This is a genomic window from Micromonospora wenchangensis (assembly GCF_002210435.1).
Lineage (GTDB): Bacteria > Actinomycetota > Actinomycetes > Mycobacteriales > Micromonosporaceae > Micromonospora > Micromonospora wenchangensis.
In genome coordinates, this window is the sequence record NZ_MZMV01000063.1 from 15,108 (window position 1) to 38,897 (window position 23,790).

Here is a 23,790-nt window from a genome sequence, read left to right on the forward strand (position 1 = left end):
GGTGCCCCGCCGCAGGCGGGGTGCGTCGTACCTCCGCCGCCGCTGACCGGCGTCCCTCCCGCCCCGCTCGGCCCGGCCCTGTGGTCGAGCCGGACGTCACTCTCCGGAGCCGCACGTGCGCATCCTGCTGTTGTCCACCGCCGACACCGATCTGCTCGCCGCCCGCGCCAGCGCCGCCGACTACCGCCTCGCCAACCCGACCCGGGTCGACGTGGCCGCCGTGCCGGCCCTGCTCGACGAGGTCGACCTGGCCGTCGTACGGCTGCTCGGCGGGCGGCAGGCGTGGCCGGACGGTCTCGCGGCGGTGCTCGGCTCCGGCGTGCCCACGATCGTGCTCGGCGGCGAGGCGGTGCCCGACGCGGAGCTGATGGCGGCCTCCACGGTGGCCTCCGGGGTCGCCACCGAAGCACTGTCCTACCTGGTGGAGGGGGGCGCGGAGAACCTCGCCCAGCTCGCCCGGTTCCTCTCCGACACGGTCCTGCTCACCGGTGAGGGCTTCGACCCTCCCACCCCCACCCCGCCGTACGGCATCCTCGACCACCGCCGCCCGGTCGACCAGGCTGATCCGGCGGCCGGACCGGCCGGGCCACAGGACGGCGGCGGGCGGCCCACGGTGGGGATCGTGTTCTACCGGGCGCACGCGCTGGCCGGCAACACCGGATTCGTGCGGACCCTGGCCGACGCGGTCGACGCGGCCGGCGGTGAGCCGCTGCCGATCTTCTGCGGTTCGCTGCGCGGGCTCACCCCCGGCGACGGGCCGCTGGACCTCTTCGCCCGCTGCGACGCGCTCGTCGTCACCGTCCTCGCCGCCGGGGGGACGGTCGCCGCCGACGCCTCCGGCGGGGGCGACGAGGACGCCTGGGACGTCGGCGCGCTCGCCGCCCTCGACGTGCCGGTGATCCAGGCGCTCTGCCTGACCAGCACCCGGGAGCAGTGGGCGGCAAGCGACGCCGGGCTGTCCCCGCTGGACGCGGCCATGCAGGTGGCCATCCCCGAGTTCGACGGCCGGATCGTCACCGTGCCGTTCTCGTTCAAACGGATCGACGCCGACGGGCTGTCGGTCTACGCCGCCGACGCCGAGCGGGCCGCCCGGGTCGCCGGGATCGCCGTCCGGCAGGCCCGGCTGCGGCACCTGCCCAACGCCGGCAAGCGGGTGGCGATCGTGCTCAGCTCCTACCCGACGAAGCACTCCCGGGTCGGCAACGCCGTCGGCCTGGACACCCCCGCCTCGGCGGTCCGGCTGCTCGCCGCCCTCGCCGCCGACGGGTACCACCTCGGCGACGCGCCACCACCCACCGACGGGGACGCGCTGATCCACGCGCTGATCGCCGCCGGTGGCCACGACGTCGAGTGGCTCACCCCGGAACAGTTGGCCGCCGCCGAGGCCCGGGTGCCGGGGGAGACCTACCGGCGCTGGTTCGACCAGGTGCCGGTCGACCTGCGGGACCGGATGCGGGAACACTGGGGTGAGCCACCCGGCCAGCTCTACACCGACGACGGGGACATCGTCCTGGCCGGGCTGCGGTTCGGCAACGTCACCCTGCTGATCCAGCCGCCGCGCGGCTTCGGCGAGAACCCGATCGCCATCTACCACGACCCCGACCTGCCGCCCAGCCACCACTACCTGGCCGCGTACCGGTGGCTGGCCGCGCCGGTCGACGACGGCGGCTTCGGCGCCGACGCGGTGGTGCACCTCGGCAAGCACGGCACCCTGGAGTGGCTGCCCGGCAAGGGCCTCGGCCTGGCCGCCGACTGCGCCCCCGACGCCGTCCTCGGTGACCTGCCGCTGGTCTACCCGTTCATCGTCAACGACCCCGGCGAGGGCACCCAGGCCAAGCGGCGGGCGCACGCCGTCGTGGTCGACCACCTGGTGCCCCCGATGGCCCGCGCCGAGACCTACGGCGAGCTGGCGAAACTCGAACAACTGCTGGACGAGTACGCCACCGTGCAGGCCCTCGACCCGGCGAAGGTGCCGGTGGTCCGGGGGCAGATCTGGGAGCTGGTGCGCGCCGCCGAACTCCACCACGACCTGCACACCGAGGCGATGCCCGCCGCCGACGACTTCGACGACTTCGTGCTGCACCTCGACGGCTACCTGTGCGAGGTCAAGGACGTGCAGATCCGCGACGGGCTGCACGTCCTGGCCGGGGTGCCCACCGGTGAGGCCCGGGTCAACCTCGTCCTGGCCGTGCTGCGCGCCCCGCAGGTGTGGGGCGGCAGCCGGGCCCTGCCCGGCCTGCGGCAGGCTCTCGCCGCCGGCTACGGCCTCGACGAGCAGGCGCTGCTCGCCGAGCCCGGGGCCCGGGTGGCGCTGCCGGCGGCGCTGACCGACGTCGTCGACGGGCCGGCGGTCACCGCCGCCGACGCGGTGGACCTGATCGAGGCGCTGGCCCGACGGCTCGTCCTCGGCATGGAGACCCTCGGCTGGCACGCCGACCGGGCCGACCCGGTGGTCACGGAGGTGACCGGCCGGTCCTGCCCCGACGCCGCCGAGGTGCTGCGGTTCGCCGCCCGCGAGGTGGTGCCCCGGCTGGACCGCACCACCGACGAGATCACCCACACCCTCGGCGCGCTCGCCGGCCGGTTCGTGCCGCCCGGACCGTCCGGGTCGCCCACCCGGGGCCTGGTCAACGTGCTGCCCACCGGCCGCAACTTCTACTCCGTCGACCCGAAGGCGATCCCCAGCCGCAACGCCTGGGACGTCGGGGTGGCGCTGGCCGACTCGCTGCTCGCCCGCTACCTCGCCGACACCGGGGAGTACCCGCGGTCGGTCGGGCTGACCGTGTGGGGCACCAGCGCCATGCGTACCCAGGGCGACGACATCGCCGAGGTGCTGGCCCTGCTCGGCTGCCGGCCGGTGTGGGACGACCGGTCGCGGCGGGTCACCGGCGTCGAGGTGGTGCCGGTGGCGGAACTGGGCCGGCCCCGGGTCGACGTCACGGTCCGCATCTCCGGCTTCTTCCGGGACGCGTTCCCGCACGTCGTCGCCCTCCTCGACGACGCGGTACGGCTCGTCGCCGCCCTCGACGAGCCGGCCGGGGACAACTACCTGCGTGCGCACGTGGCCGCCGACCTCGCCACGCACGGCGACGAGCGGCGGGCCACCGCCCGGATCTTCGGGTCCAAGCCCGGGGCGTACGGGGCGGGGCTGCTGCCGCTGATCGACGCCCGGAACTGGCGCACCGACGCCGACCTGGCCGAGGTGTACGCCGTGTGGGGCGGCTACGCCTACGGTCGGGGTCTGGACGGGCGGGAGGCGCGGGCCGACATGGAACGTTCCTTCGCCCGGATCGCGGTGGCGGCGAAGAACCAGGACACCCGCGAGCACGACATCGTCGACTCCGACGACTACTTCCAGTACCACGGCGGGATGGTGGCGATGGTGCGTCACCTGACCGGGGCCGCGCCGGCCGCGTACGTGGGCGACTCGGCGATGCCGCACGACGTGCGTACCCGCACCCTCGGCGAGGAGACCCGGCGGGTGTTCCGGGCCCGGGTGGTCAACCCGAAGTGGATCGCGGCGATGCGCCGACACGGCTACAAGGGCGCGTTCGAGCTGGCCGCCACCGTGGACTACCTGTTCGGCTACGACGCCACCGCCGGGGTCGTCGACGACTGGATGTACGAGCGCCTCGCCGAGGCGTACCTGTTCGACGGGCAGACCCGCGAGTTCCTGGAGCGGTCCAACCCGTGGGCGCTGCGCGGCATCACCGAACGGCTCCTGGAGGCCGCCGAACGTGGCCTGTGGGCGGCTCCCGACCCCACCACCCTGGACCGCCTCCGGGAGACGTACCTGGCCACCGAGGGCGACCTGGAGGAGCGACAGTGACACCCCCGACCACAGTGGGCGGCTACCCCTTCTCGGCCGTGCTCGGGATGGACGACATGCGGCTGGCGCTGCTGCTCAACGCGGTCAGCCCGGCGATCGGCGGGGTGCTGGTGCGGGGCGAGAAGGGCACCGCCAAGTCCACCGCCGTGCGGGCCCTGGCCGCCCTGCTCCCGCCGGTGGACCGGGTCGCCGGGTGCCGGTTCGGCTGTGACCCGGCAGCCCCGGACCCGACCTGCCCGGACGGCCCGCACCCGGCCGCCGGGCCGGTGGAGCGTCGGCCGGCCCGGCTGGTGGAGCTGCCGGTCGGCGCCGCCGAGGACCGGGTGGTCGGCTCGCTGGACCTGGAGAAGGCCCTCGCCGAGGGGGTACGCGCCTTCGAGCCGGGCCTGCTCGCCGCCGCCCACCGGGGGGTGCTCTACGTCGACGAGGTGAACCTGCTCCACGACCACCTGGTCGACCTGCTCCTGGACGCCGCCGCGATGGGCCGCTGCCACGTCGAACGGGAGGGTGTCTCGGTCAGTCACGCCGCCCGGTTCCTGCTGGTGGGCACGATGAACCCGGAGGAGGGTGAGCTGCGCCCGCAGTTGCTCGACCGGTTCGGGCTCACCGTCGAGGTGGCCGCCAGCCGCGATCCGGTGGTCCGGGTGGAGGTGGTGCGCCGTCGGCTCGCCGCCGACGCGGACCCGGCCGGGTTCGCCGCCCGGTGGGCCGCCGCCGACGCCGAGGTGGCCGCCCGGGTGGCCGCCGCCCGGGACCGGCTCGACCGGGTGCTGCTGCCCGACGGCGCGTTGCGGCAGATCGCCGAGGTCTGCGCCGCGTTCGACGTGGACGGGATGCGTGCCGACATCGTCACCGCCCGGACCGCCGTCGCGCACGCCGCCTGGCAGGGCCGGGACCGGGTGACCGCCGACGACGTCCGGGTCGCCGCCCGGCTGGCCCTGCCGCACCGCCGTCGCCGCGACCCGTTCGACACCCCGGGCCTGGACGAGAAGCGCCTCGACGAGGCGTTGCAGCGGGCCCGCGACGAGCACCCCGACGACGATCCGCCGGACACCGGCCCGAGCGGTCCGGGTGACCCCGGCGGCCCCGACGGCGGCGGACCGGGTGGCCCCTCGGCGGGCGGCCCCGGCGGCGGGTCCGGTCCACAGCCACCGGACGGTGGCCCACCCGATGCCGCCGGTGGGCCGCAGGACGCCGGTGGGTCGCCCGACCACGACCCGCCCGCCCGGACCGGCCCGACCTCCCCGCCGGCCGTGGACGACAGGTGGCCGGACCGCGCCGCCGCCGGCGGACCGGACGCCGGCGACCGGTCGGGACGCCCCGACGACGGGTCGGCCGACCACGCCGGTGCCCGTCCCGGACGGCCCGGCCAGGGCGGCACCGCGAACCCGGGTGACCCGGCGGGCGTCGGCTCGGTGGCCGTACCGCAGCGGGGGTTGACGGCCCGGTTGTTCACCGCGCCGGGGGTCGGCGACGGGGTGCCCGGCCGGCGGTCGCGGGCCCGGACCGGGCGCGGGCGGACCACCGGGGCCCGGGTGCCCGCCGGCCGGCCGACCGCGGTGCACCTGCCGGCGACCCTGCGCGCCGCCGCCCCGCACCAGGCCCGGCGGGGACGGTGCGACGGCCGGCTGCTGCTGCGCCCCGACGACCTGCGGGAGGCGGTCCGGGAGGGCCGCGAGGGCAACCTGGTGCTGTTCGTCGTCGACGCCAGCGGGTCGATGGGCGCGCGGCAGCGGATGTCGGCGGTCAAGGGCGCGGTGCTGGCCCTGCTCACCGACGCCTACCAGCGGCGGGACACGGTGGCGGTGGTCGCCTTCCGGGGTGCCGGCGCGCAGGTGCTGCTGCCGGCCACCTCCTCGGTGCTGGCCGCGTCGGCGCGGCTGGCCGAGTTGCCCACCGGCGGGCGTACCCCGCTGGCGGAGGGGTTGCTCGCCGCCGCCGACCTGCTGCGGGTGCAGCGGCTTCGGGACCCGCGACGGCGTCCGCTGGTGCTGGTCGTCACCGACGGCCGGGCCACCGCCGGGCACCGGCCGCTGGAGCGGTCGGCACGCGCGGCGGCCGTGCTCGCCGCCACCGGCGCGCCCTGCGTCGTGGTGGACTGTGAGTCCGGCCCGGTGCGGCTGCACCTGGCCCACCGGCTGGCCGGTCAGCTCGGCGCGGCCCACCACCGCCTGGACACGGTCACCGCCGACCCGCTGGCCGGGCTCGCCACCGTCGGAGCGAATCGGAGCGTGCGCTGATGCCGCAGGGGAAACCGGAACACGTGCCCGCCGACGGGTTGACCACCCGGCAGCGGCGGCACCGCCCGTTGACCATCGTGCACACCGGGCAGATGAAGGGGAAGTCGACGGCGGCGTTCGGGCTGGCGCTGCGGGCCTGGACGGCCGGGCTGCCGATCGGGGTGTTCCAGTTCGTCAAGAGCGCCAAGTGGCGGGTGGGCGAGGAGAACGCCTTCCGGGCCCTGGGGCAGGTGCACGCCGACACCGGGCAGGGCGCGCCGGTCGCCTGGCACAAGATGGGCGAGGGCTGGTCGTGGATCCAGCGCGGCGGCGACGGCGACCACGCCGCCGACGCCCTGGAGGGCTGGCGGCAGATCCAGCGTGACCTGGCCGCCCAACGCTACGGCCTGTACGTCCTCGACGAGTTCACCTACCCGATGAAGTGGGGCTGGGTGGACGTCGACGAGGTGGTCGACACCCTCACCCACCGGCCCGGCTTCCAGCACGTGGTGATCACCGGCCGGGACGCCGACCCGCGACTGGTCGCCGCGGCCGACCTGGTCGCCGAACTGACCAAGGTCAAGCACCCGATGGACGCCGGCCAGAAGGGCCAGAAGGGCATCGAGTGGTGACCGGACCGACCCGCCGCACCGACCAGCGCCGCCCGCCGGGCAACGCGCCGGCCGGTCACCCGGGCGGCACCGCGCCGGGCGTGCCGCCGTCCGGCGCGCCGACCGGTCCGTGGGCGCTGCCCCGGCTGGTGGTCGCCGCCCCGGCCAGCGGGCACGGCAAGACCACGGTCGCCACCGGACTGCTCGCCGCGCTGCGCCGCCGGGGCCTCACGGTCAGCCCGCACAAGGTCGGCCCCGACTACATCGACCCCGGCTACCACGCGCTCGCCGCCGGCCGTCCCGGCCGCAACCTCGACCCGTGGCTGGTCGGGGAAGAGCTGATCGCCCCGCTGCTGCGGCACGGCGCGAGCGTCCCCACGCCCGCCGACGTCGCCGTGGTGGAGGGGGTGATGGGGCTGCACGACGGCGCGGTCGGCCGGGGCGGCTACGCGTCCACCGCGCACGTCGCCACGCTGCTCGACGCGCCGGTGCTGCTGGTCCTGGACACCACCGCGCAGGGCCGGTCGGCCGCCGCGCTGGTGCTCGGCATGCGCGCCTTCGACCCGGCGGTACGGGTCGGCGGGGTGATCCTCAACCGGGTCGGCTCGCCCCGGCACGAGACCCTGCTGCGCGACGCGCTCGCCGAGGTGGGCGTACCGGTGCTGGGGGCGGTGACCCGGGCCGTCGAGGTGGCCGCGCCGGCCCGCCACCTGGGGCTGGTGCCGGTCGCCGAACGGGCGCCGGAGTCACTGGCCGTCGTCGACGCGCTCGCCGGGCTGGTCGAGGCCACCGTCGACCTCGACGCCGTGCTCGACCTGGCGCGCAGCGCCCCGCCGCTGACCGTGGACGGCTGGGACCCGGGCGTCGCCGTCGGGGGACCGGCCGGCGGGGACCGACCGGTCGTCGCGGTCGCCGCCGGTGCCGCCTTCACCTTCTCGTACGCCGAGACGGCCGAACTGCTCACCGCCGCCGGCGCGACCGTGGCCCCGTTCGACCCGCTGGCCGACCCGGCGCTGCCCGCCGGCACCCGGGCCGTGGTCATCGGCGGTGGCTTCCCCGAGGTGCACGTCGAGGCGTTGAGCGACAACACCGGGCTCCGCGCCGAGCTGGCCGGCTTTACCGGGCCGGTGGTCGCCGAGTGCGCCGGGCTGCTCTACCTCGGCCGTTCCCTGGACGGGGTGCCGATGTGCGGGCGGCTCGACCACCACGCCCGGATGACCGGCCGGCTCACCCTCGGCTACCGCGACGCGGTCGCCACCACCGACTCCCCGGTCCACGCCGCCGGTGAGCGGGTACGCGGCCACGAGTTCCACCGCACCGTCACCGACCCCGGGCACGGCGACCGGCCCGCCTGGCGGTGGGACGGCACCGACCACGGTTTCGTCGCCGGGCGGGTGCACGCCTCCTACCTGCACACCCACTGGGCGGGCCACCCCCGCACCGCCCGCCGCCTGGTCGAGGCGGCGGCCCGGTGACCGGCACCGGTGCGGACGACCCGCGAGACTCCGGAGTCGACCCGGGCCGGGCCGCGCCGACGGACCCCGCCACGCTGACCGGGGTGGGGGTCGGGCCGGGGGACCCGGAACTGCTCACCCTCAGGGCGGTGCGGGTGCTGGCCGAGGCCGACCTGGTGGTCGTACCGGTGCTGGACCGGCTGGCGGCGGACCCGGCGACGCCGGCCGGCCGGGCCGAGACGACAGTCCGCGCGCACGTGCCGGCGGACCGGCTGCGCCGGCTGCCGTTCGCCCTGGAGGACCGGGGCGGGGTGACCGCGCGCCGGGAGGCCGCCTGGGACGCCGCCGCCCGTGCCGTCGTCGACGCGTTCGACGCCGGGGCCCGCTCGGTCGCGTTCGCCACCATCGGCGACCCCAACGTCTACTCCACCTTCACCTACCTGGCCGACGGGGTCCGCGCGCTGCGGCCGACGGTACGGCTGCGCACCGTGCCCGGCGTCACCGCCATGCAGGAGCTGGCCGCCCGCAGCGGCGTCCCGCTGTGCCAGGGGCGGGAGCCGCTGACCCTGCTGCCGGCCACCGCCGGCCCGACGCCGGTCGCCGACGCCCTCGCCGGGCCCGGCACCGTGGTGGTCTACAAGGGCTGGCGGCGGCACCGGGAACTCGTCGACGAGCTGCGCCGGCACGACCGGCTCGACGACGCGGTCCTCGGCTGCGGCCTCGGCCTGCCCGACGAACGGATCGGGCCGGTCGGCCCGGACGACGAGCTGCCCTACCTGTCGACGCTGCTGGTCCCGGCCCGCCGGGACCGGCGGGGAGGAAAACTGTGACGTCCACCGGAAAGGTGTGGTTCGTGGGGGCCGGTCCCGGCGCCGCCGATTTGCTCACCCTGCGTGCCGCCCGGGTGATCGCCGACGCCGACGTGGTGATCTGGGCGGCCAGCCTGGTGCACGCGGACGTGCTGGCCCACGCCCGGCCCGACGCCGAGATCGTCGACTCGTCGCAGCTGCCCATCGAGGGGGTGCTGCCGCTGTACCGGCGGGCCGCCGCCGACGGGCTCACCGTGGCCCGGATCCACTCCGGCGACCCGGCGCTGTGGGGTGCCGTGCAGGAGCAGCTCGACCTGTGCCGGGCCCTCGACCTGGCCGTGGAGATCGTCCCCGGGGTGTCCTCGTTCACCGCAGTCGCCGCCATCGTCGGCCGGGAACTGACCATCCCCGAGGTGGCCCAGTCGGTGATCCTCACCCGGCTGGAGGGCGGCAAGACGCCGATGCCGGCGGGGGAGCGGGTCCGCGACTTCGCCCGGCACGGCACCACCATGGCGCTGTTCCTGTCCGCCGCCCGCGCCGGGCAGGCCCAGACCGAACTGCTCGCCGGCGGCTACCCGGCCGACACCCCGGTCGTGGTGGCCTACCAGGCGACCTGGCCGGACGAACTGGTGGTGCGGTGCGCCCTCGGCGACCTGGCGGCCACCGTCAAGGAACACCGGTTGTGGAAGCACACGCTGTTCCTGGTCGGGCCGGCGCTGGCCGCCACCGGCACCCGGTCGCACCTCTACCACCCCGGGCACTTCCACACCTTCCGCCGGGCCGAGCCGGCCGCCCGCGCCGAGCTGCGCCGGTCCCGGGCCGCCGTGGAGGACGCCACACCGTGACGTACGCCGAGCCGCCGCTGCGCGAGCCGGACCTGCCGCGTACCGCGAAGGTCCGGCCGGTGGCGTTGCGTACCGGCTGGACCACCGGCGCGTGCGCGACGGCGGCGGCGAAGGCGGCGGTGACCGCCCTGCTCACCGGCGTACCCGCCGAGGAGGTGGAGATCGGGCTGCCCGCCGGCCGGCGGGTGACCTTCCCGGTGGCCCGCTGCGACCTGACGCCGTCGCCCGAGCCGCGGGCGGAGGCGGTGGTGGTCAAGGACGCCGGGGACGACCCGGACGTCACCCACGGCGCGCACCTCACCGCCACCGTCGGTTGGCGGCCCCGGCCCGGCCTGGAACTCGCCGGTGGGGACGGCGTCGGCACCGTCACCCGCCCCGGGCTCGGCCTCGCCGTCGGCGGGCCGGCCATCAACGACACCCCCCGCCGGATGATCGGCCAGGCCGTCGCCGAGGTGGTCGACCTGACCGAGGTGGGCGTCCGGGTGGTGATCAGCGTGCCGGGTGGTGAGGTGATGGCCCGCAAGACCACCAACCGACGCCTCGGCATCGTCGGCGGCATCTCGATCCTCGGTACCACCGGCGTCGTCCGGCCGTTCTCCACCGCCTCCTGGCGGGCCAGTGTGGTGCAGGCGGTGCACGTGATGGCCGCCCAGGGGCAGCGGACCGTGGTGCTGTGCACCGGCGGGCGCACCGAACGGGCCGCCCGCGCGCTGCTGCCGGAGCTGCCCGAGGTGTGTTTCGTCGAGGTCGGCGACTTCACCGGCGCGGCCGTCACCGCCGCCGTGGGCGACGCGATGACCGGGGTGGTCTTCGTCGGGATGGCCGGCAAGCTGGCCAAACTCGCCGCCGGCATCCTGATGACCCACTACACCCGGTCGAAGGTGGACCTGTCGCTGCTCGGCGCGGTCACCGCCGAGGCCGGTGGCGACGCCGACCTGGTGGCGGCGGTGCTGGCGGCGAACACCGGCCGGCACGCCTACGAGCTGTGGGAGGCCGCCGGGCTGCTGCGCCCCGCCGGTGACCTGCTCTGCGACCGGGTCCGCCAGGTGCTGCGCCGCTTCGCCGGGCCGACGCTCACCGTCGACGTGGCGATGGTCGACTTCACCGGCGACCACCTGGTCGCCTCCTCCGGCCGGTGGCCGGCGTGACGCGCCCGCAGCCGCTTCCCGGCCCGGCCCCGGTCGTCGGGGTGCCGGAGCCGGTCGCGGTGCTGGGGATGGACGCGGCCGGCCGGCCACTGCCGCCGCCGGCGCTCGCCGCTCTGGCCGGGGCCGGGCTGGTCGTCGGGGCGGCCCGGCACCTGGCCGCCGTGCCGGTGCCGGCCGGCGTCGACACCGTCACCCTCGGGGCGCTCGCCCCGGCGGTGACGCGGCTCGCCGCCGCGCACGCCGCCGGGGTCCCGGCCGTGGTGCTGGCCAGCGGCGACCCCGGCCTGTTCGGCGTGGTACGCCGGCTGCGCGCCGCCGCGCTGCCGGTCCGGGTGCTGCCGGCGGTGTCCAGCGTGGCCGCCGCGTTCGCCCGCGCCGGGCTCGACTGGGACGGCGCGGTGGTGGTCACCGCCCACGGCCGGGAGTTGGGCCCAGCGCTGAATGCCTGCCGGGCGCTGCCCGCCGTCGCGGTGCTGACCGCGCCGGACGCCGGGGCGGCCGAGATCGGGGCCGGGCTGGCCGGCTGGTCCCGCCGTCTGCTGGTGGCCGAGCACCTCGGGACCCCCGCCGAGCGGGTCACCTGGGTCAGCCCCGAACAGGCGGCCGGCCACCGCTGGGCCGACCCGCACGTCCTGCTCAGCCTCGCCGGTGCGGCCGACGACGCCGGGGCGACGCCCGCCGGTCCGGGCGGTGCGGCCGGGCCGGTGCGCGGCGACAACCAGCCGGCCGCCGCGCCCGCCGCCGGCTGGGCGCTGCCCGAGTCCGCGTACCGGCACCGGGACTCGATGATCACGAAGGCCGAGGTGCGGGCGCTGGCCGTCGCCCGGCTGCGGCCCCGGCTCGGTCGACTGGTCTGGGACGTCGGCGCGGGCAGCGGCTCGGTAGGCATCGAGTGTGCGCTGCTCGGCGCGGCGGTGATCGCCGTGGAACGGGATCCCACCGCACCGGTCGCCGGCAACGCCGCCCGGCACGGCGTCGACGTCCGGGTGGTGACCGGTGACGCGCCGGCGGTCCTGGCCGGACTGCCCGATCCGGATGCCGTCTTCGTCGGCGGTGGCGGGACCGACGTGCTGACCGCCGTCGCCGACCGCCGCCCCGACCGGGTGGTGGTCACCCTCGCCGCCCTGGACCGGGTGGCCCCGGCCGTGCACCTGCTGCGCGCCGCCGGCTACACGGTGACCGGCAGCCAGCTCGCCGCCGCCCGCCTCGCCGACCTGCCCGGCGGGTCCGTCCGCCTCGCGGCCACCAACCCGGTGGTCGTCCTCACCGGGGAGCGCCCGTGACCAGCACCGCACCACACCGGCACCGGGACACCCCCGGCACCGGCCCGCACCGGGTCGGGCTCGTCGCGGCCACCGCCGCCGGCCGCCGGCACGCCCGTACCCTGGCCGCCGCCTGGCCGCACGCCCGGCTGGTCGAGGCCGACGGGGTCGCCGACGCCCTGCGGACCGCCTGGACGACGTGCGACGCGGTGGTGGCGTTCCTGGCCACCGGCGCGGTGGTGCGGGTGCTGGCGCCGCTGCTCGGCGACAAGCGCACCGATCCGGCGGTGGTGGTGGTCGACGAGGCCGCCCGGCACGCCGTGGCCCTGCTCGGCGGGCACTCCGGGGGCGCGAACACGCTCGCCGCCGAGGTGGCCGCGCTGCTCGACGCCCGGCCGGTGGTCACCACCGCCACCGACGCGGTCGACCTGCCCGGCCTGGACACCCTCGGTTGGCCGGTCGAGGGTGCGGTGGCCGCGGTGTCCCGGGCGATCCTCGACGGCGAACCGGTCCGGCTGGTCGCCGACGCGGTGTGGCCGTTGCCCGCCCTGCCGCCCAACGTCCACCCCGGACCGCCCACCGGGGAACACCCGCAGGACGGGTACCGGGTGCTGGTGACCGACCGGGTGGTGCCGGTCGACGACCGGACCGTCGTGCTGCGACCCCCGTCCCTGGTCGCCGGGGTCGGGTCCAGCCGGGGGGTGCCCGCCGCCGAGGTCGACGCGCTGCTGCACCGGGCGCTCGCCGACGCCGGGTTGAGCCCGGCCAGCCTGCGCTGCCTGGCCAGCGTCGACGTGAAGGCCGACGAGGAGGGCATCCGGGCCACCGCCGACACGCTCGGCGTACCGCTGCGGACCTGGCCGGCGGCGGAGCTTTCGGCGGTGGACGTGCCGCACCCCAGCGAGGTGGTCCGGGCCGCCGTCGGCACGCCCAGCGTCGCCGAGGCGGCGGCGTTGCGCGACGGCGGCACCCTGCTGGTGCCCAAGACCGCCTCGGCGATGGCCACCGTCGCGGTCGCCCGGCACGCCCCGCGCGGCCGGCTGGCGATCGTCGGCCTGGGCCCCGGCGCGGCCGACCTGCGTACCCCGCGCGCCGTGGCCGAGTTGCGCCGGGCCGCCGTGGTCGTCGGCCTCGACCAGTACGTCGACCAGGTCCGTGACCTGCTGCGACCGGGCACCCGGGTGCTGGCCAGCGGGCTCGGCGCGGAGGAGGAACGGGCCCGCAGCGCCGTCGCCGAGGCCACCGCCGGGCACGCCGTCGCGCTCGTCGGCTCCGGCGACGCCGGGGTGTACGCGATGGCCAGCCCCGCCCTGGAGTACGCCGACGAGCGGATCGACGTGGTCGGGGTGCCCGGGGTGACCGCCGCGCTGGCCGCCGCCGCGCTGCTCGGCGCGCCGATCGGCCACGACCACGTCTACCTGAGCCTGTCCGACCTGCACACCCCCTGGCCGGTGATCGAACGGCGGGTCGCCGCCGCCGCCGAGGCGGACCTGGTGGCACTGCTGTACAACCCGCGCAGCCGGGCCCGGGACTGGCAGCTCGGCGCGGTGCTGGCGACGTTCGCCGCGCACCGCCCGCCGCAGACCCCGGTCGGGGTGGTCCGCAACGCCAGCCGCCCCGACGAGCGGGTCCACCTGGCCACCCTGGCCACCTTCGACCCGACCGTGGTCGACATGTACGGGCTGGTGGTGGTGGGCAGTTCGCAGACCCGGCTGGTCGGCGGGCGGATGGTCACCCCCCGGGGCTACCGGTGGCGCGGATGACCCCCGGCGGGCCGGTGCCCGCCCCGGCCGGGGTGCCGCCGCCGGCCGGCGCGCCGGTGACGATCGATGCCTGCCAGGGCTGCGGGGCCTGCCTGCTGACCTGCCCCACCCACGCGATCCGCCCGGTGCCCGGCGGGCTGACCGTCCGGGCCGACCGCTGCACCGGCTGCCTGGAGTGTCTGGAGATCTGCCCGGTGGACGCGATCCGGGTCACCACCGACCGTCGAGGAGCACCATGACCAGCATCCACCCGGCCCGCCGCCGGCCCACCCGGGGAGGCGGGCGGTGAGCCGGGTCGTCCACCCCATCGAGCGGGAGTCGTACCGGATCCTGCGGGAACGGGTCGACCTGGGCGGTCTGCCGCCGCTGACCCGGGCGGTCGTCGAGCGGGTGGTGCACGCCAGCGCCGACCTCGACTACGTCACCGACCTGGTCTGCGGCGAGGCGGCGCTGGCCGGCGGGCTGGCCGCGCTGCGCGCCGGGGCGCCGATCGTCACCGACGTGGCGATGGTGGCCGCCGGGATCACCGGTGCCGGGCGGGAGATCGTCTGCCCGGTCGCCGAACCGGCCGCCGCCGCGCTGGCCCGGCAGACCGGCCTGACCCGGTCGGCGGCGGCGGTGCGGATCGCCCTCGACCGGGTCGGCCCGGGGGCGGTCTGGGTGGTCGGCTGCGCGCCGACGGCCCTGGTCGAACTGATCGGCGTGGCCGCCGATCCGGCGCTGGTGGTCGGGTTGCCGGTGGGCTTCGTCGGGGCCGCCGAGTCCAAGGCGGCGTTGCGGGCCAGCGGCCTGCCGGCCGTGTCCAACATCGGCGAGAAGGGTGGCTCGGCGGTCGCCGCCGCCGCCCTCAACGCCCTGCTCTACCTGGAGGAAACATGACCGCACTGGTCATCGTCGGGCACGGCACGCGCAGCGCGGCCGGGGTCGACCAGTTCGCCGCGCTCGTCGACCGGGTGCGGGACCGGGCGGGGGCCGCCGTCGGCGACGTCGAGGGCGGGTTCATCGAGCTGTCCCGGCCGCCGCTGACCGATGCGGTGACCGCGCTAGTGACGCGGGGGCACCGGGCGCTCGTCGCGTTGCCGCTGGTGCTCACGGCCGCCGGTCACGGCAAGGGCGACATCCCGGCCGCGATGGCCCGCGAGCAGGAACGCCACGCCGGCCTGACCTACCGGTACGGGCGGCCGCTCGGCCCGCACCCGCTGCTGCACACCGTGCTGGAGCAGCGGATCGACGCGGCGCTGGCCGGGGCCGACCGGGCCGGCACCTGGGTGGCGCTGATCGGGCGGGGTGCCACCGACCCGGACGCCAACGCCGAGGTGGCGAAGGTGGCCCGGCTGCTCTGGGAGGGGCGCGGCTACGCCGGCGTCGAACCGGGGTTCATCTCGCTGGCCGAGCCCTCCGTGCCGGCGGTGCTCGACCGGTTGCGCCGGCTCGGTGCCCGCCGGATCGTGGTCGCCCCGTACTTCCTGTTCGCCGGGGTGCTGCCGGACCGGATCGTGGCCCAGTCGCAGGCGTTCGCCGCCGACCATCCCGACCTGGACGTCCGGGTCGCCGACCTGATCGGCGACTGCGACGCCCTGGCCGACCTGGTGCTGGAACGGTACGCCGAGGCGCTGCGCGGGGACATCCGGATGAACTGCGACACCTGCGCCTACCGGGTGCTGATGCCGGGCTTCGCCGACAAGGTGGGCCGCCCGCAGACCCCGCACGACCACCCCGACGACCCGGTCGACGGCCACGGCCACCACCACCACGGCCACCAGCACGGGCACGACCATCAGCACGGCCCCGGCCACCACCACCACGCGCACGGTCCGGGGCAGGCGGCGACCCCGGTCGGCTGAGGGGGTCGGCGGTCAGCCGGCCAGCGCGCGGGCCAGGGCGAAGCCGAGCGTGGCCGCGCCCAGCCCGGCGACCACGCTGACCAGCACGTTGACCAGCGCGGGCCGACGGTCGCCGGCCCGCGCCAGCCGGACCGTCTCGTAGCCGAAGGTGGACCAGGTGGTCAGCGCGCCGCAGAAGCCGGTGCCGACCAGCGCGGTCACCGCCGGCCCGGCGGGCACCCCGGCCACCACGCCGAGCAGCAGCGACCCGGCGACGTTGACGGTCAGCGTCCCCCACGGGAACCGGGAGCCGTGCCGGGCCTGCACGGCCCGGTCGGTGAGGTAGCGCAGCGGTGCGCCCAGCGCCGCGCCGAGCGCGATCAGCAGCACGCTCACCGGGCCTCCCGCCGGCCGGGCCGCTCCACCGCCGGGCCGGGCCGGCCGGGCCCGCGTCCACCCCGGTCGGCCCCCGGCCGGCGGCGGTCGGCACGGTCCAGCAGCCGGCCGGCCAGGGCGTCACCGGCGGCGACGGCCGCGAGCCCACCGACCAGGGTGGCGGCCAGGTAGGCCAGCGCCGTCCCGGCGGCCCCGGCGGCCAGCGCCCGGTGGACGTCCAACGCGTAGGCGGAGAAGGTGGTGAACCCGCCGAGCACGCCCACCCCGAGCAGCGGCCGGACCAGCGGGCCGGCCCGTCGTCGGCCGAGCACCGCCATCAGCGCCCCGATCAGCAGGCACCCGGTGACGTTGACCGTGAAGGTGGACCAGGGGAAGCCGGTCGGGGTGTGTGGCAGGGCGGCCTGCACCCCGGCGCGGGCGAGCGCCCCGAGCGCCCCACCGGCGGCGACCACGCCCAGCACGGCGGCCGGGTGCGCGGCCAGTTCGCCCCGGTCGGCCGGGACCCGCAGGTCGACGTCGGGATCGACGCGCCGCGACGACGGTGACGTCATCGGGACCTCCCCACCAGTATCGCCGAGCACTGGCAGGGACCGTCGGCGCGTCCGCGCGGTTCTCCCGGTCGGGCCGGGACGGCGGGCCCCACCGCCGACTCGCCCGTGAGCATAGCCCGGCCGGCCCGGGTGCCGTGGCCGGTGCCCGCCGACGGCGTACGGTCGGCGGGACGGCCCGGTGCCGGTCGTCGCGCCACGACCGTCAGGAGGAGCAGTGCCGGACCGTAGCCCGTACCTCCGCGGAGCGGACCTCGCCGGGCGGACCGACGGCGCTGCGGTGCCGCCGGCCCGGACCGCGGCCCACGACATGTTCGACGCCGACGTGGCGTCCCGGGGGCTCGGCATCGAGCTGGTGCACGCGGCCGGCGGTACGGCGGTGGCCCGGATGCGGGTTACCGCCGCGATGGTCAACGGTCACCGGATCGGCCACGGCGGGTTCGTCTTCCTGCTCGCCGACACCGCCTTCGCGCTGGCCTGCAACACGTACGGCCCAGCCACCGTCGCGGCCGGCGGCGAGATCAGCTTCCTGCGCCCGGTCCGCGAGGGCGACCTGCTGACCGCGTCCGCCACCGAACGCGTCAGGTACGGCCGCAGCGGCATCTACGACGTCACCGTCACCCGCGACGGCGAGGTGGTGGCCGAGTTCCGGGACGCAGCCGCACCCTCACCCGCCCCGCCGACGACTGACCCCGGCCCGGGTTTCGACAGGCGTCGGACGGGAAACAGAGCCGGTACGGGAGCGGTCCGCTGTGCACCCTCCACCCGCGACGGTCGTCGATTGCACTGATTTCCGGGCTTTCACACCACTTTGATCGGGTTTTTTTGACATCGCCCCGCCCGGCGGAGAAGACTCGCCATTCTGATCTGCCAGGCGACGAAGGGTGACCGAGTCCATGACCAGATCGAAGATCGTCGCGGCGGCGCTCGTCGTCGCCCTGACCGCGCTGGCCGGGTGCAGCGCCGGAGAGAGCGTCGACGTCGACGGCGGGTCCACCGCCGGCGGATCGACAGGCGGCACGCTCACCGCCGCCATCGGCGGCGAACCCGACCAGCTCGACCCGCACAAGACGTCGGCCTACTACAGCTTCCAGGTGCTGGAGAACGTCTACGACACCCTGGTCGAGCCGGACGCCGACCTGAAGATGGGGCCCGCGCTGGCCACGAAGTGGACCACCAGCAGCGACCAGCTCACCTGGACGTTCACCCTCCGCGAGGGGGCCCGCTTCTCCGACGGCTCGCCGCTGACCGCACAGGACGTCGTCTACTCCTACCGGCGGATCATCGACGAGAAGCTGAACGCGGCGTACAAGTTCGCCACCGTCAAGACGGTGACCGCGCCCGACCCGGCCACGGTGGTGGTCACGCTGACCGCGCCCACCCCCAACCTGCTGGCCAACCTCGGCGGTTTCAAGGGCGTCGCGATCGTCCAGAAGGCCAACGTGGAGTCGGGCGCGATCAAGACCCGGCCGATGGGCAGCGGCCCGTTCACCGTCGCCTCCTACACCTCCGGCGACACCATCAAACTGACCCGCAACGACGCCTACTGGGGGCCGAAACCGAAGCTCGACGGGGTCACCTTCACCTTCGTCAAGGACCCGACGGTGGCCCTGCAGAACCTGCGCGGCGGCGAGGCGCAGTGGACCGACAACCTGCCACCCCAGCAGGTGCCGACCCTCAAGGAGGACGGCGCGGTGACCGTCGCCACCACCCCCTCCACCGACTACTGGTACCTCGCCCTCAACGAGGCACGCAAGCCGTACGACGACGTGAACGTGCGCCGCGCCGTCGCGTTCGCCCTGGACCGGGAGGCGATCACCAAGGCCGCCAAGTTCGGCCAGGCCACCGCCAACCAGACCGCCATCCCCAAGGGCAGCTCCTGGTACTACGAGTACGCGCCGTACCGGCACGACCCGGACCAGGCCCGGCAACTGCTCGGCGGGGCCGGCGTCAGCAGCCGCACCATGGACCTGATGGTCACCAGCGAGTACCCGGAGACGGTCACCGCCGCCCAGGTGATCGCCGCCCAGTTGAAGGACGTCGGGATCACCGTGAAGATCCGTACCCTGGACTTCGCCCAGTGGCTCGACGAGCAGGGCAAGGGGAACTTCGACGCCTTCCTGCTCGGCTGGCTGGGCAACATCGACCCGGACGAGTTCTACTACGCCCAGCACCGCACCGGCGGCACGTTCAACTTCCACAAGTACAGCAACCCCACCGTCGACACCCTGCTCGACCAGGCGCGCACCCAGACCGACGAGGCCGCCCGCAAGCAGACGTACGAGCGGGCCGCGAAGCAGATCGTCGACGACGCCAGCTACATCTACCTCTACAACCCGGACGTGGTGCAGGGCTGGTCCCGCAAGGTCACCGGCTACCAGGTCCGCTCCGACCGGGCGATCCGGTTCCGCGACGTCGCCCTGAACCGCTGAGGGGGCGAGGTGGGACGCTTCGTCCTGCGGCGGCTGCTCCAGTCGGTCGTCGTCCTGCTCGGGGTGACCCTGGTGGTCTTCCTGCTGCTGCAACTGGTCCCCGGCGACCCGGTGCGGGTCTCCCTCGGCACCCGCTTCGACCAGCAGACCTACGACGCGCTGCGGGAACGCTCCGGGCTGGACCGCCCGCTGGTCGTGCAGTACCTCAGCTACGTCGGCAACGCGCTCACCGGTGACCTCGGGGTGAGCTTCCGCAGCGGCCAGCCGGTCACCACGATCGTGCTGGAACGGCTGCCCGCCACCCTGTCCCTGGCGGTGACCGCCGTGCTGCTCGCCCTGCTCGTCGCCTTCCCGCTCGGGGTGCTCTCCGCGGTGCGCAGCGGCTCGCTCGTCGACCACGCCGCCCGGGTGTTCAGCCAGTTCGGCGTGTCCGTCCCCGACTTCTGGATGGGCATCATGGGCATCCTGCTCTTCGCCGGGGTGCTCGGCTGGCTGCCCCCGTCGGGGTACGTGGCGCTCACCGACGACCCGGTGGGCTGGGCGTCGCACGTCGCGTTGCCCGCCGCCGCCGTCGGCCTGGTCACCGCCTCCATCCTCACCCGGTTCATCCGCTCCTCGGTGCTGGAGGTGCTCGCCGAGGACTACGTCCGCACCGCCGAGGCCAAGGGGCTGCGCCCCCGGGTGGTGGTCGTGCGGCACGTGCTGCGCAACGCGCTGATCCCGGTGGTCACCGTCGTCGGGGTGCAGTTGGCCAGCCTCGTCGGCGGGGTGATCGTGATCGAGGTGCTGTTCGCCTGGCCGGGCGTCGGCCGGCTCACCTACGACGCCGTCCAGGCCCGCGACTACCCGGTGCTGCAGGGCGCGGTGCTCTTCGTGGCCACCCTGTTCCTGCTGATGAACCTGCTGGTGGACGTCCTCTACGCCCGCCTCGACGCGAGGATCACGCTGCGATGAGCGCCGGGGACCGGACACCGCCCCCCGCCGCCCCGCCGGTCGACCCGGTAGACGACCGCCCGTCGGCGTCGGCCGGCGGGGCGGGCACCCTGCGCCGTGCGCTGACCGCGCTGTGGCACGACCCGCCGGCCGTCGCCGGCACGCTGGTCCTGCTGGTCCTGCTGGTCGTCGGGCTGGCCGGGCAGTGGCTCGCGCCGGCCGGGACCAACGACGTGGACGTCGACCAGATGCTGCGTCCACCCAGCGGCGCGCACCCGTTCGGCACCGACGAACTGGGCCGCGACGTGCTCAGCCGGGTGCTGGTGGCGGCCCGGGTGTCGTTGCAGGTGGGCCTGGTCAGCGTCGGCATCGCCCTGGCCGTCGGGGTCACCGTCGGTCTGCTCGCCGGCTGGTACGGCGGCTGGACGGACAACGTCCTGATGCGCGGCATGGACGTGCTGTTCGCGTTCCCGGTGCTGCTGCTCGCCGTGGCGATCGTCGCGGTCCTCGGCCCGGGGCTGGTCACCGCGACGACCGCCATCGGGGTGGTCTACACCCCGATCTTCGCCCGGGTGACCCGGGCCGGCGTGCTCGCCGTACGGGAGCAGGTCTTCGTCCGGGCCGCCGTCTCCATCGGCACCTCCGACCTGCGCATCCTGCGCCGGCACGTGCTGCCCAACATCGCCGCCCCGCTGATCGTGCAGACCTCCCTGTCGTTGGCCTTCGCGATCCTGTCCGAGGCGGCGCTGTCCTTCCTCGGGCTGGGCGTGCAGCCCCCCGCGCCGGCCTGGGGCCGGATGCTCTACGACGGGCGCGGTTTCGTCACCGACGCCTGGTGGCTGGGGTTCTTCCCCGGCGCGGCGATCTTCCTGACCGTGCTCGCGTTCAACCTGGTCGGTGACGCCCTGCGCGACGTGCTCGACCCCCGTCAGCTCACCGTCAGCGAAGCCCGCAGGAGCACCCGATGAGCGGAGCCGCCGTACCGTCGCCCCGGGTCGCCGGGGACACGCCGGTGCTGGAGATCAGCGACCTGACGGTCACCCTCGGCACCCGCAACGGCCCGGCCCGCGCGGTCGCCGGGGTCGACTGGTCGGTGGCCCCCGGCGAGACCCTCGCCCTGGTCGGGGAGTCCGGCAGCGGCAAGAGCATGACGGTGCTCGCCGCCACCGGGCTGGCCCCGCGCTCCGCCACCGTCACCGGTCGGGTCCGGCTGCTGGGCCGGGACCTGACCGACATGTCCGGGTCGGACCGTCGCCGGTGGCGGGGCCGGCACGTCGGCTTCGTCTTCCAGGACCCGATGACCACCCTCAACCCGGTGCTGACCGTCGGCCGGCAGGTCGCCGAGGCGTGCGAGGAACACCTCGGGATGAGCCGGCGGCAGGCCCGCTCCCGCGCCGTCGAGCTGCTCGACCTGGTCGGCATCCCGGCACCCGGGCGTCGGGTGGACGCCCACCCGCACGAGTTCTCCGGCGGGATGCGGCAACGGGTCGTCATCGCGATGGCCCTGGCCTGCGAACCGGCCCTGCTCATCGCCGACGAGCCGACCACCGCGCTGGACGTCACCACCCAGGCGCAGATCGTCGAACTCGTCGCCGACCTGCGCCGCCGGCTCGGCACCGCGGTCGTCTGGATCACCCACGACCTCGGCGTGGTGGCCGGGATCGCCGACACCGTCGCGGTGATGTACGGGGGACGGATCGTCGAGCAGGGCCCGGTCGACGCGGTCTTCGTCGCGCCGGGGCACCCGTACACCCGGGCCCTGCTGGCGGCCCGGCCCCGGCCCGGCGCGGCGGGGGAGGAGCTGGCGGCGATCCCCGGCGCGCCGCCCAGCCCGCTCGACCTGCCGCCCGGGTGCGCGTTCTGGCCCCGCTGCCCGGTACGCGGGGACGCCCGCTGCGCCCACGAGTTGCCGCCGCTGGTCCCGCTCACCCCCGCCCACCGGGTCCGCACCTTCTACCCCGCCGCCGCTGCCGGGTCCCGGGACGACGCGGCCGGGCGACCCGCTGCCGGGAGCCGGCCCGCCGGTGACGACCCGGCCCCGTCCACCCCGGAGGACCGATGAGTACGGGAACCGTCGCCGAACTCGACGACCTCACGGTCTGGTTCCCCAGCCCCGGTGGCCCACCGGTGCGGGCGGTGGACGGGGTGTCGCTGACCGTACGGTCGGGGGAGACCCTGGGCCTGGTGGGGGAGTCCGGCAGCGGCAAGTCCACCACCGGCCTGGCGCTGCTGCGGCTGGTGGCCCCGACCGGCGGCCGGATCGTCGTCGGCGGGCAGGACGTCACCGGCTGGTCGCGTCGCCGGCTGCGTGGGCTGCGCCGCCGGGTGGCCATGGTGTTCCAGGATCCGCAGGCGTCGCTGGACCCGCGTCGCACCGCCGGCGCGAGCATCGCCGAACCGCTGGTCGTGCACCGGCTGGCCCGCTCGGCCGAGGCCCGCCGGCACCGGGTCGCCGAGCTGCTCGACCTGGTGGGCCTGCGTCCGGAGACGGCCGGCCGGCACCCGCACGAGCTGTCCGGCGGTCAACGTCAGCGGGTCGGCATCGCCCGCGCGTTGGCCGGGGAACCCGACCTGATCGTCCTCGACGAGCCGATCGCGTCGCTCGACCTGAGCGTGCAGGCGCAGATCATGAACCTGCTGCGCCGGCTGCAACGGGACCTCGGGCTCACCTACCTGTTCATCGCGCACGACCTGGCCGCCGTGGAGCATCTCAGCGACCGGATCGCGGTGATGTACCTGGGGCGGATCGTGGAGACCGGCACCCCGGCGCAGCTCTGGCGGGAACCGGCGCACCCCTACACGGCGGCGCTGCTGTCGGCGGTCCCGGTGGCCGACCCCCGGGTGGAGCGGGAGCGGCGGCGGATCATCCTCACCGGTGACCTGCCCAGTCCGACCGATCCGCCGAGCGGCTGCCGGTTCCGTACCCGCTGCCCGCAGGCCCGTCCCGCCTGCGCCGAGACCGACCCGCCGCCGATCGAGGTGGGCCCCGGCCACCGGGCCGCGTGCCTGTTCGCCGGGGAGGCGGTCCGCGCCATGCGCGCCGACCCGCCCGCCCCGGTCACCGACGGGCCCCGGTAGGGCGGCGGGTCAGGCGGCGCGCGCCGGTAACGGTACGGCGGGACGCGGCAACCCCTCCCCGCGTCGTCGTCGGCCGGTCGCCGGTCGCCGGGCAGCGGGGACACCAGCCGGCCGGGACGGCAGCGGCACGACGACGGCCGGTCGCCTGGCGGTCCGGCCGGGCCGGTCCGCCAGCGCCGACGGACGTCCGGTCGCAGCCGCCGCCCACCCGGGCCGCCCGCCGTCGGTGTCGCCGGACGCCCGGCGTGGCTCGTGGGGCCGGGCGGCCGCGGGGAGGACCGCTGGCTGCCGAAATCCCCGGTCGGGTACTCCGTCACCCGTGGGCAGGCTGCGCAGCAGGGGTCCGACCATCCCGGCAGCGGCGGCCGGCCGACCCGACCCGGGCCACTGGCCGGCGGACCCCGCGCGGTGGGCCGCTCCGCCCCGACCGGCGGCCCCGGCGCGGTGGACCGGTTCCGCCGCCCGGGTGACCCCGGTCAGCCGACCCGGTGCGGCCCGGTGCACGGGTGCCACCCGCCCCGACACCCCGGCCCGGTGGGGCACCCCGAGCGGGCGAAGGGACCCGGCCCGCTCGGTCACGCCGGCCGGCCGGTCGGCCCCGGCCCGCGCGGCGGCGGCCCCGGCGAAACCGGCGGCCCCG

17 protein-coding genes and 3 pseudogenes are annotated in these 23,790 nt (G+C 76.4%); 18 read left to right on the forward strand and 2 right to left on the reverse strand.

Features of this window, described 5'->3' with window-relative positions; genetic code table 11:
- Positions 1 to 115 precede the first annotated feature (115 nt).
- The 12 genes and pseudogenes from cobN to B5D80_RS26940 all read left to right on the forward strand — a co-directional run.
- Complete coding sequence (gene cobN, locus B5D80_RS26885; protein WP_088646739.1) at positions 116 to 3,829, forward strand: cobaltochelatase subunit CobN; 3,714 nt, start codon at positions 116 to 118, stop codon at positions 3,827 to 3,829.
- Positions 3,830 to 3,876: 47 nt separating this feature from the next.
- Positions 3,877 to 6,069, forward strand: a complete 2,193-nt coding sequence (locus tag B5D80_RS26890; protein WP_088646755.1) for a VWA domain-containing protein — start codon at positions 3,877 to 3,879, stop codon at positions 6,067 to 6,069.
- Positions 6,069 to 6,680 (forward strand): cob(I)yrinic acid a,c-diamide adenosyltransferase, encoded by a 612-nt coding sequence (gene cobO, locus B5D80_RS26895; RefSeq protein WP_088646740.1) that lies wholly within the window; start codon positions 6,069 to 6,071, stop codon positions 6,678 to 6,680. The genes B5D80_RS26890 and cobO overlap by 1 nt, the downstream gene beginning before the upstream one ends.
- A gap of 80 nt (positions 6,681 to 6,760) precedes the next feature.
- Positions 6,761 to 8,134 (forward strand): cobyrinic acid a,c-diamide synthase CobB, encoded by a 1,374-nt coding sequence (locus B5D80_RS26900; RefSeq protein WP_088646754.1) that lies wholly within the window; start codon positions 6,761 to 6,763, stop codon positions 8,132 to 8,134.
- 74 nt (positions 8,135 to 8,208) lie between these two features.
- A complete protein-coding gene (gene cobI / locus B5D80_RS26905; protein ID WP_245855004.1) occupies positions 8,209 to 8,943 on the forward strand; it encodes a precorrin-2 C(20)-methyltransferase in 735 nt (244 codons plus the stop codon).
- Positions 8,940 to 9,767: a precorrin-4 C(11)-methyltransferase gene (gene cobM, locus B5D80_RS26910; RefSeq protein ID WP_088646742.1), complete on the forward strand. Its 828-nt coding sequence runs from the start codon at positions 8,940 to 8,942 to the stop codon at positions 9,765 to 9,767. The genes cobI and cobM overlap by 4 nt, the downstream gene beginning before the upstream one ends.
- Entirely contained in the window at positions 9,764 to 10,915 is a 1,152-nt protein-coding gene (locus tag B5D80_RS26915; RefSeq protein WP_088646743.1) for a cobalt-precorrin-5B (C(1))-methyltransferase, read from the forward strand. The genes cobM and B5D80_RS26915 overlap by 4 nt, the downstream gene beginning before the upstream one ends.
- The gene (gene cbiE / locus B5D80_RS26920; protein WP_245855001.1) at positions 10,912 to 12,198 is read left to right on the forward strand and encodes a precorrin-6y C5,15-methyltransferase (decarboxylating) subunit CbiE; all 1,287 of its coding nucleotides are present in this window, start codon (positions 10,912 to 10,914) and stop codon (positions 12,196 to 12,198) included. The genes B5D80_RS26915 and cbiE overlap by 4 nt, the downstream gene beginning before the upstream one ends.
- Positions 12,195 to 13,940 carry a precorrin-3B C(17)-methyltransferase gene (cobJ, locus tag B5D80_RS26925; RefSeq protein WP_088646744.1) on the forward strand — a complete coding sequence of 582 codons (1,746 nt, stop codon included), beginning with the start codon at positions 12,195 to 12,197 and terminating at the stop codon, positions 13,938 to 13,940. Before cbiE ends, cobJ begins: the two co-directional genes overlap by 4 nt.
- Positions 13,937 to 14,179 (forward strand): 4Fe-4S binding protein, encoded by a 243-nt coding sequence (locus B5D80_RS26930; RefSeq protein WP_088646757.1) that lies wholly within the window; start codon positions 13,937 to 13,939, stop codon positions 14,177 to 14,179. The genes cobJ and B5D80_RS26930 overlap by 4 nt, the downstream gene beginning before the upstream one ends.
- A 46-nt stretch (positions 14,180 to 14,225) precedes the next feature.
- On the forward strand, positions 14,226 to 14,819 hold the full coding sequence (locus B5D80_RS26935) for a precorrin-8X methylmutase (RefSeq protein WP_088646745.1): 594 nt from the start codon (positions 14,226 to 14,228) through the stop codon (positions 14,817 to 14,819).
- Positions 14,816 to 15,700: pseudogene (locus B5D80_RS26940) on the forward strand (sirohydrochlorin chelatase); the annotation flags it as partial. The gene B5D80_RS26935 and the pseudogene B5D80_RS26940, both read left to right, overlap by 4 nt.
- A gap of 96 nt (positions 15,701 to 15,796) precedes the next feature.
- On the opposite strand, the gene crcB reads toward B5D80_RS26940, so the two are convergent.
- The gene (gene crcB, locus B5D80_RS26945; RefSeq protein WP_088646746.1) at positions 15,797 to 16,159 is read right to left on the reverse strand and encodes a fluoride efflux transporter CrcB; all 363 of its coding nucleotides are present in this window, start codon (positions 16,157 to 16,159) and stop codon (positions 15,797 to 15,799) included.
- Positions 16,156 to 16,710 carry a FluC/FEX family fluoride channel gene (locus tag B5D80_RS26950; RefSeq protein ID WP_088646747.1) on the reverse strand — a complete coding sequence of 185 codons (555 nt, stop codon included), beginning with the start codon at positions 16,708 to 16,710 and terminating at the stop codon, positions 16,156 to 16,158. The genes crcB and B5D80_RS26950 overlap by 4 nt, the downstream gene beginning before the upstream one ends.
- A 307-nt stretch (positions 16,711 to 17,017) precedes the next feature.
- On the opposite strand from B5D80_RS26950, the pseudogene paaI reads away from it, so the two are divergent.
- The 6 genes and pseudogenes from paaI to B5D80_RS26980 form a co-directional block, all read left to right on the forward strand.
- Positions 17,018 to 17,359 (forward strand): annotated as a pseudogene (paaI, locus tag B5D80_RS26955) (hydroxyphenylacetyl-CoA thioesterase PaaI); the annotation flags it as partial.
- Positions 17,360 to 17,603: 244 nt separating this feature from the next.
- The gene (locus tag B5D80_RS26960) at positions 17,604 to 19,139 is read left to right on the forward strand and encodes an ABC transporter substrate-binding protein (protein ID WP_088646759.1); all 1,536 of its coding nucleotides are present in this window, start codon (positions 17,604 to 17,606) and stop codon (positions 19,137 to 19,139) included.
- Positions 19,140 to 19,148: 9 nt separating this feature from the next.
- The gene (locus tag B5D80_RS26965) at positions 19,149 to 20,093 is read left to right on the forward strand and encodes an ABC transporter permease (RefSeq protein ID WP_088646748.1); all 945 of its coding nucleotides are present in this window, start codon (positions 19,149 to 19,151) and stop codon (positions 20,091 to 20,093) included.
- On the forward strand, positions 20,090 to 21,040 hold the full coding sequence (locus B5D80_RS26970; protein WP_245855002.1) for an ABC transporter permease: 951 nt from the start codon (positions 20,090 to 20,092) through the stop codon (positions 21,038 to 21,040). Before B5D80_RS26965 ends, B5D80_RS26970 begins: the two co-directional genes overlap by 4 nt.
- Positions 21,037 to 22,047: pseudogene (locus tag B5D80_RS26975) on the forward strand (ABC transporter ATP-binding protein); the annotation flags it as partial. The gene B5D80_RS26970 and the pseudogene B5D80_RS26975, both read left to right, overlap by 4 nt.
- 83 nt (positions 22,048 to 22,130) lie before the next feature.
- The gene (locus tag B5D80_RS26980; protein ID WP_088646750.1) at positions 22,131 to 23,150 is read left to right on the forward strand and encodes an ABC transporter ATP-binding protein; all 1,020 of its coding nucleotides are present in this window, start codon (positions 22,131 to 22,133) and stop codon (positions 23,148 to 23,150) included.
- Positions 23,151 to 23,790: the final 640 nt, after the last annotated feature.

What these genes read in the sequence shown, in the direction of transcription:
- B5D80_RS26890 (WP_088646755.1), top strand. Translation starts at nt 3,877, where the DNA reads ATGGACGACATGCGGCTGGCGCTGCTGCTCAACGCGGTCAGCCCGGCG.
- cobO (WP_088646740.1), top strand. Translation starts at nt 6,069, where the DNA reads ATGCCGCAGGGGAAACCGGAACACGTGCCCGCCGACGGGTTGACCACC.
- B5D80_RS26930 (WP_088646757.1), top strand. Translation starts at nt 13,937, where the DNA reads ATGACCCCCGGCGGGCCGGTGCCCGCCCCGGCCGGGGTGCCGCCGCCG.
- B5D80_RS26950 (WP_088646747.1), bottom strand. Translation starts at nt 16,710, where the DNA reads ATGACGTCACCGTCGTCGCGGCGCGTCGATCCCGACGTCGACCTGCGG.
- B5D80_RS26960 (WP_088646759.1), top strand. Translation starts at nt 17,604, where the DNA reads ATGACCAGATCGAAGATCGTCGCGGCGGCGCTCGTCGTCGCCCTGACC.
- B5D80_RS26970 (WP_245855002.1), top strand. Translation starts at nt 20,090, where the DNA reads ATGAGCGCCGGGGACCGGACACCGCCCCCCGCCGCCCCGCCGGTCGAC.
- B5D80_RS26980 (WP_088646750.1), top strand. Translation starts at nt 22,131, where the DNA reads ATGAGTACGGGAACCGTCGCCGAACTCGACGACCTCACGGTCTGGTTC.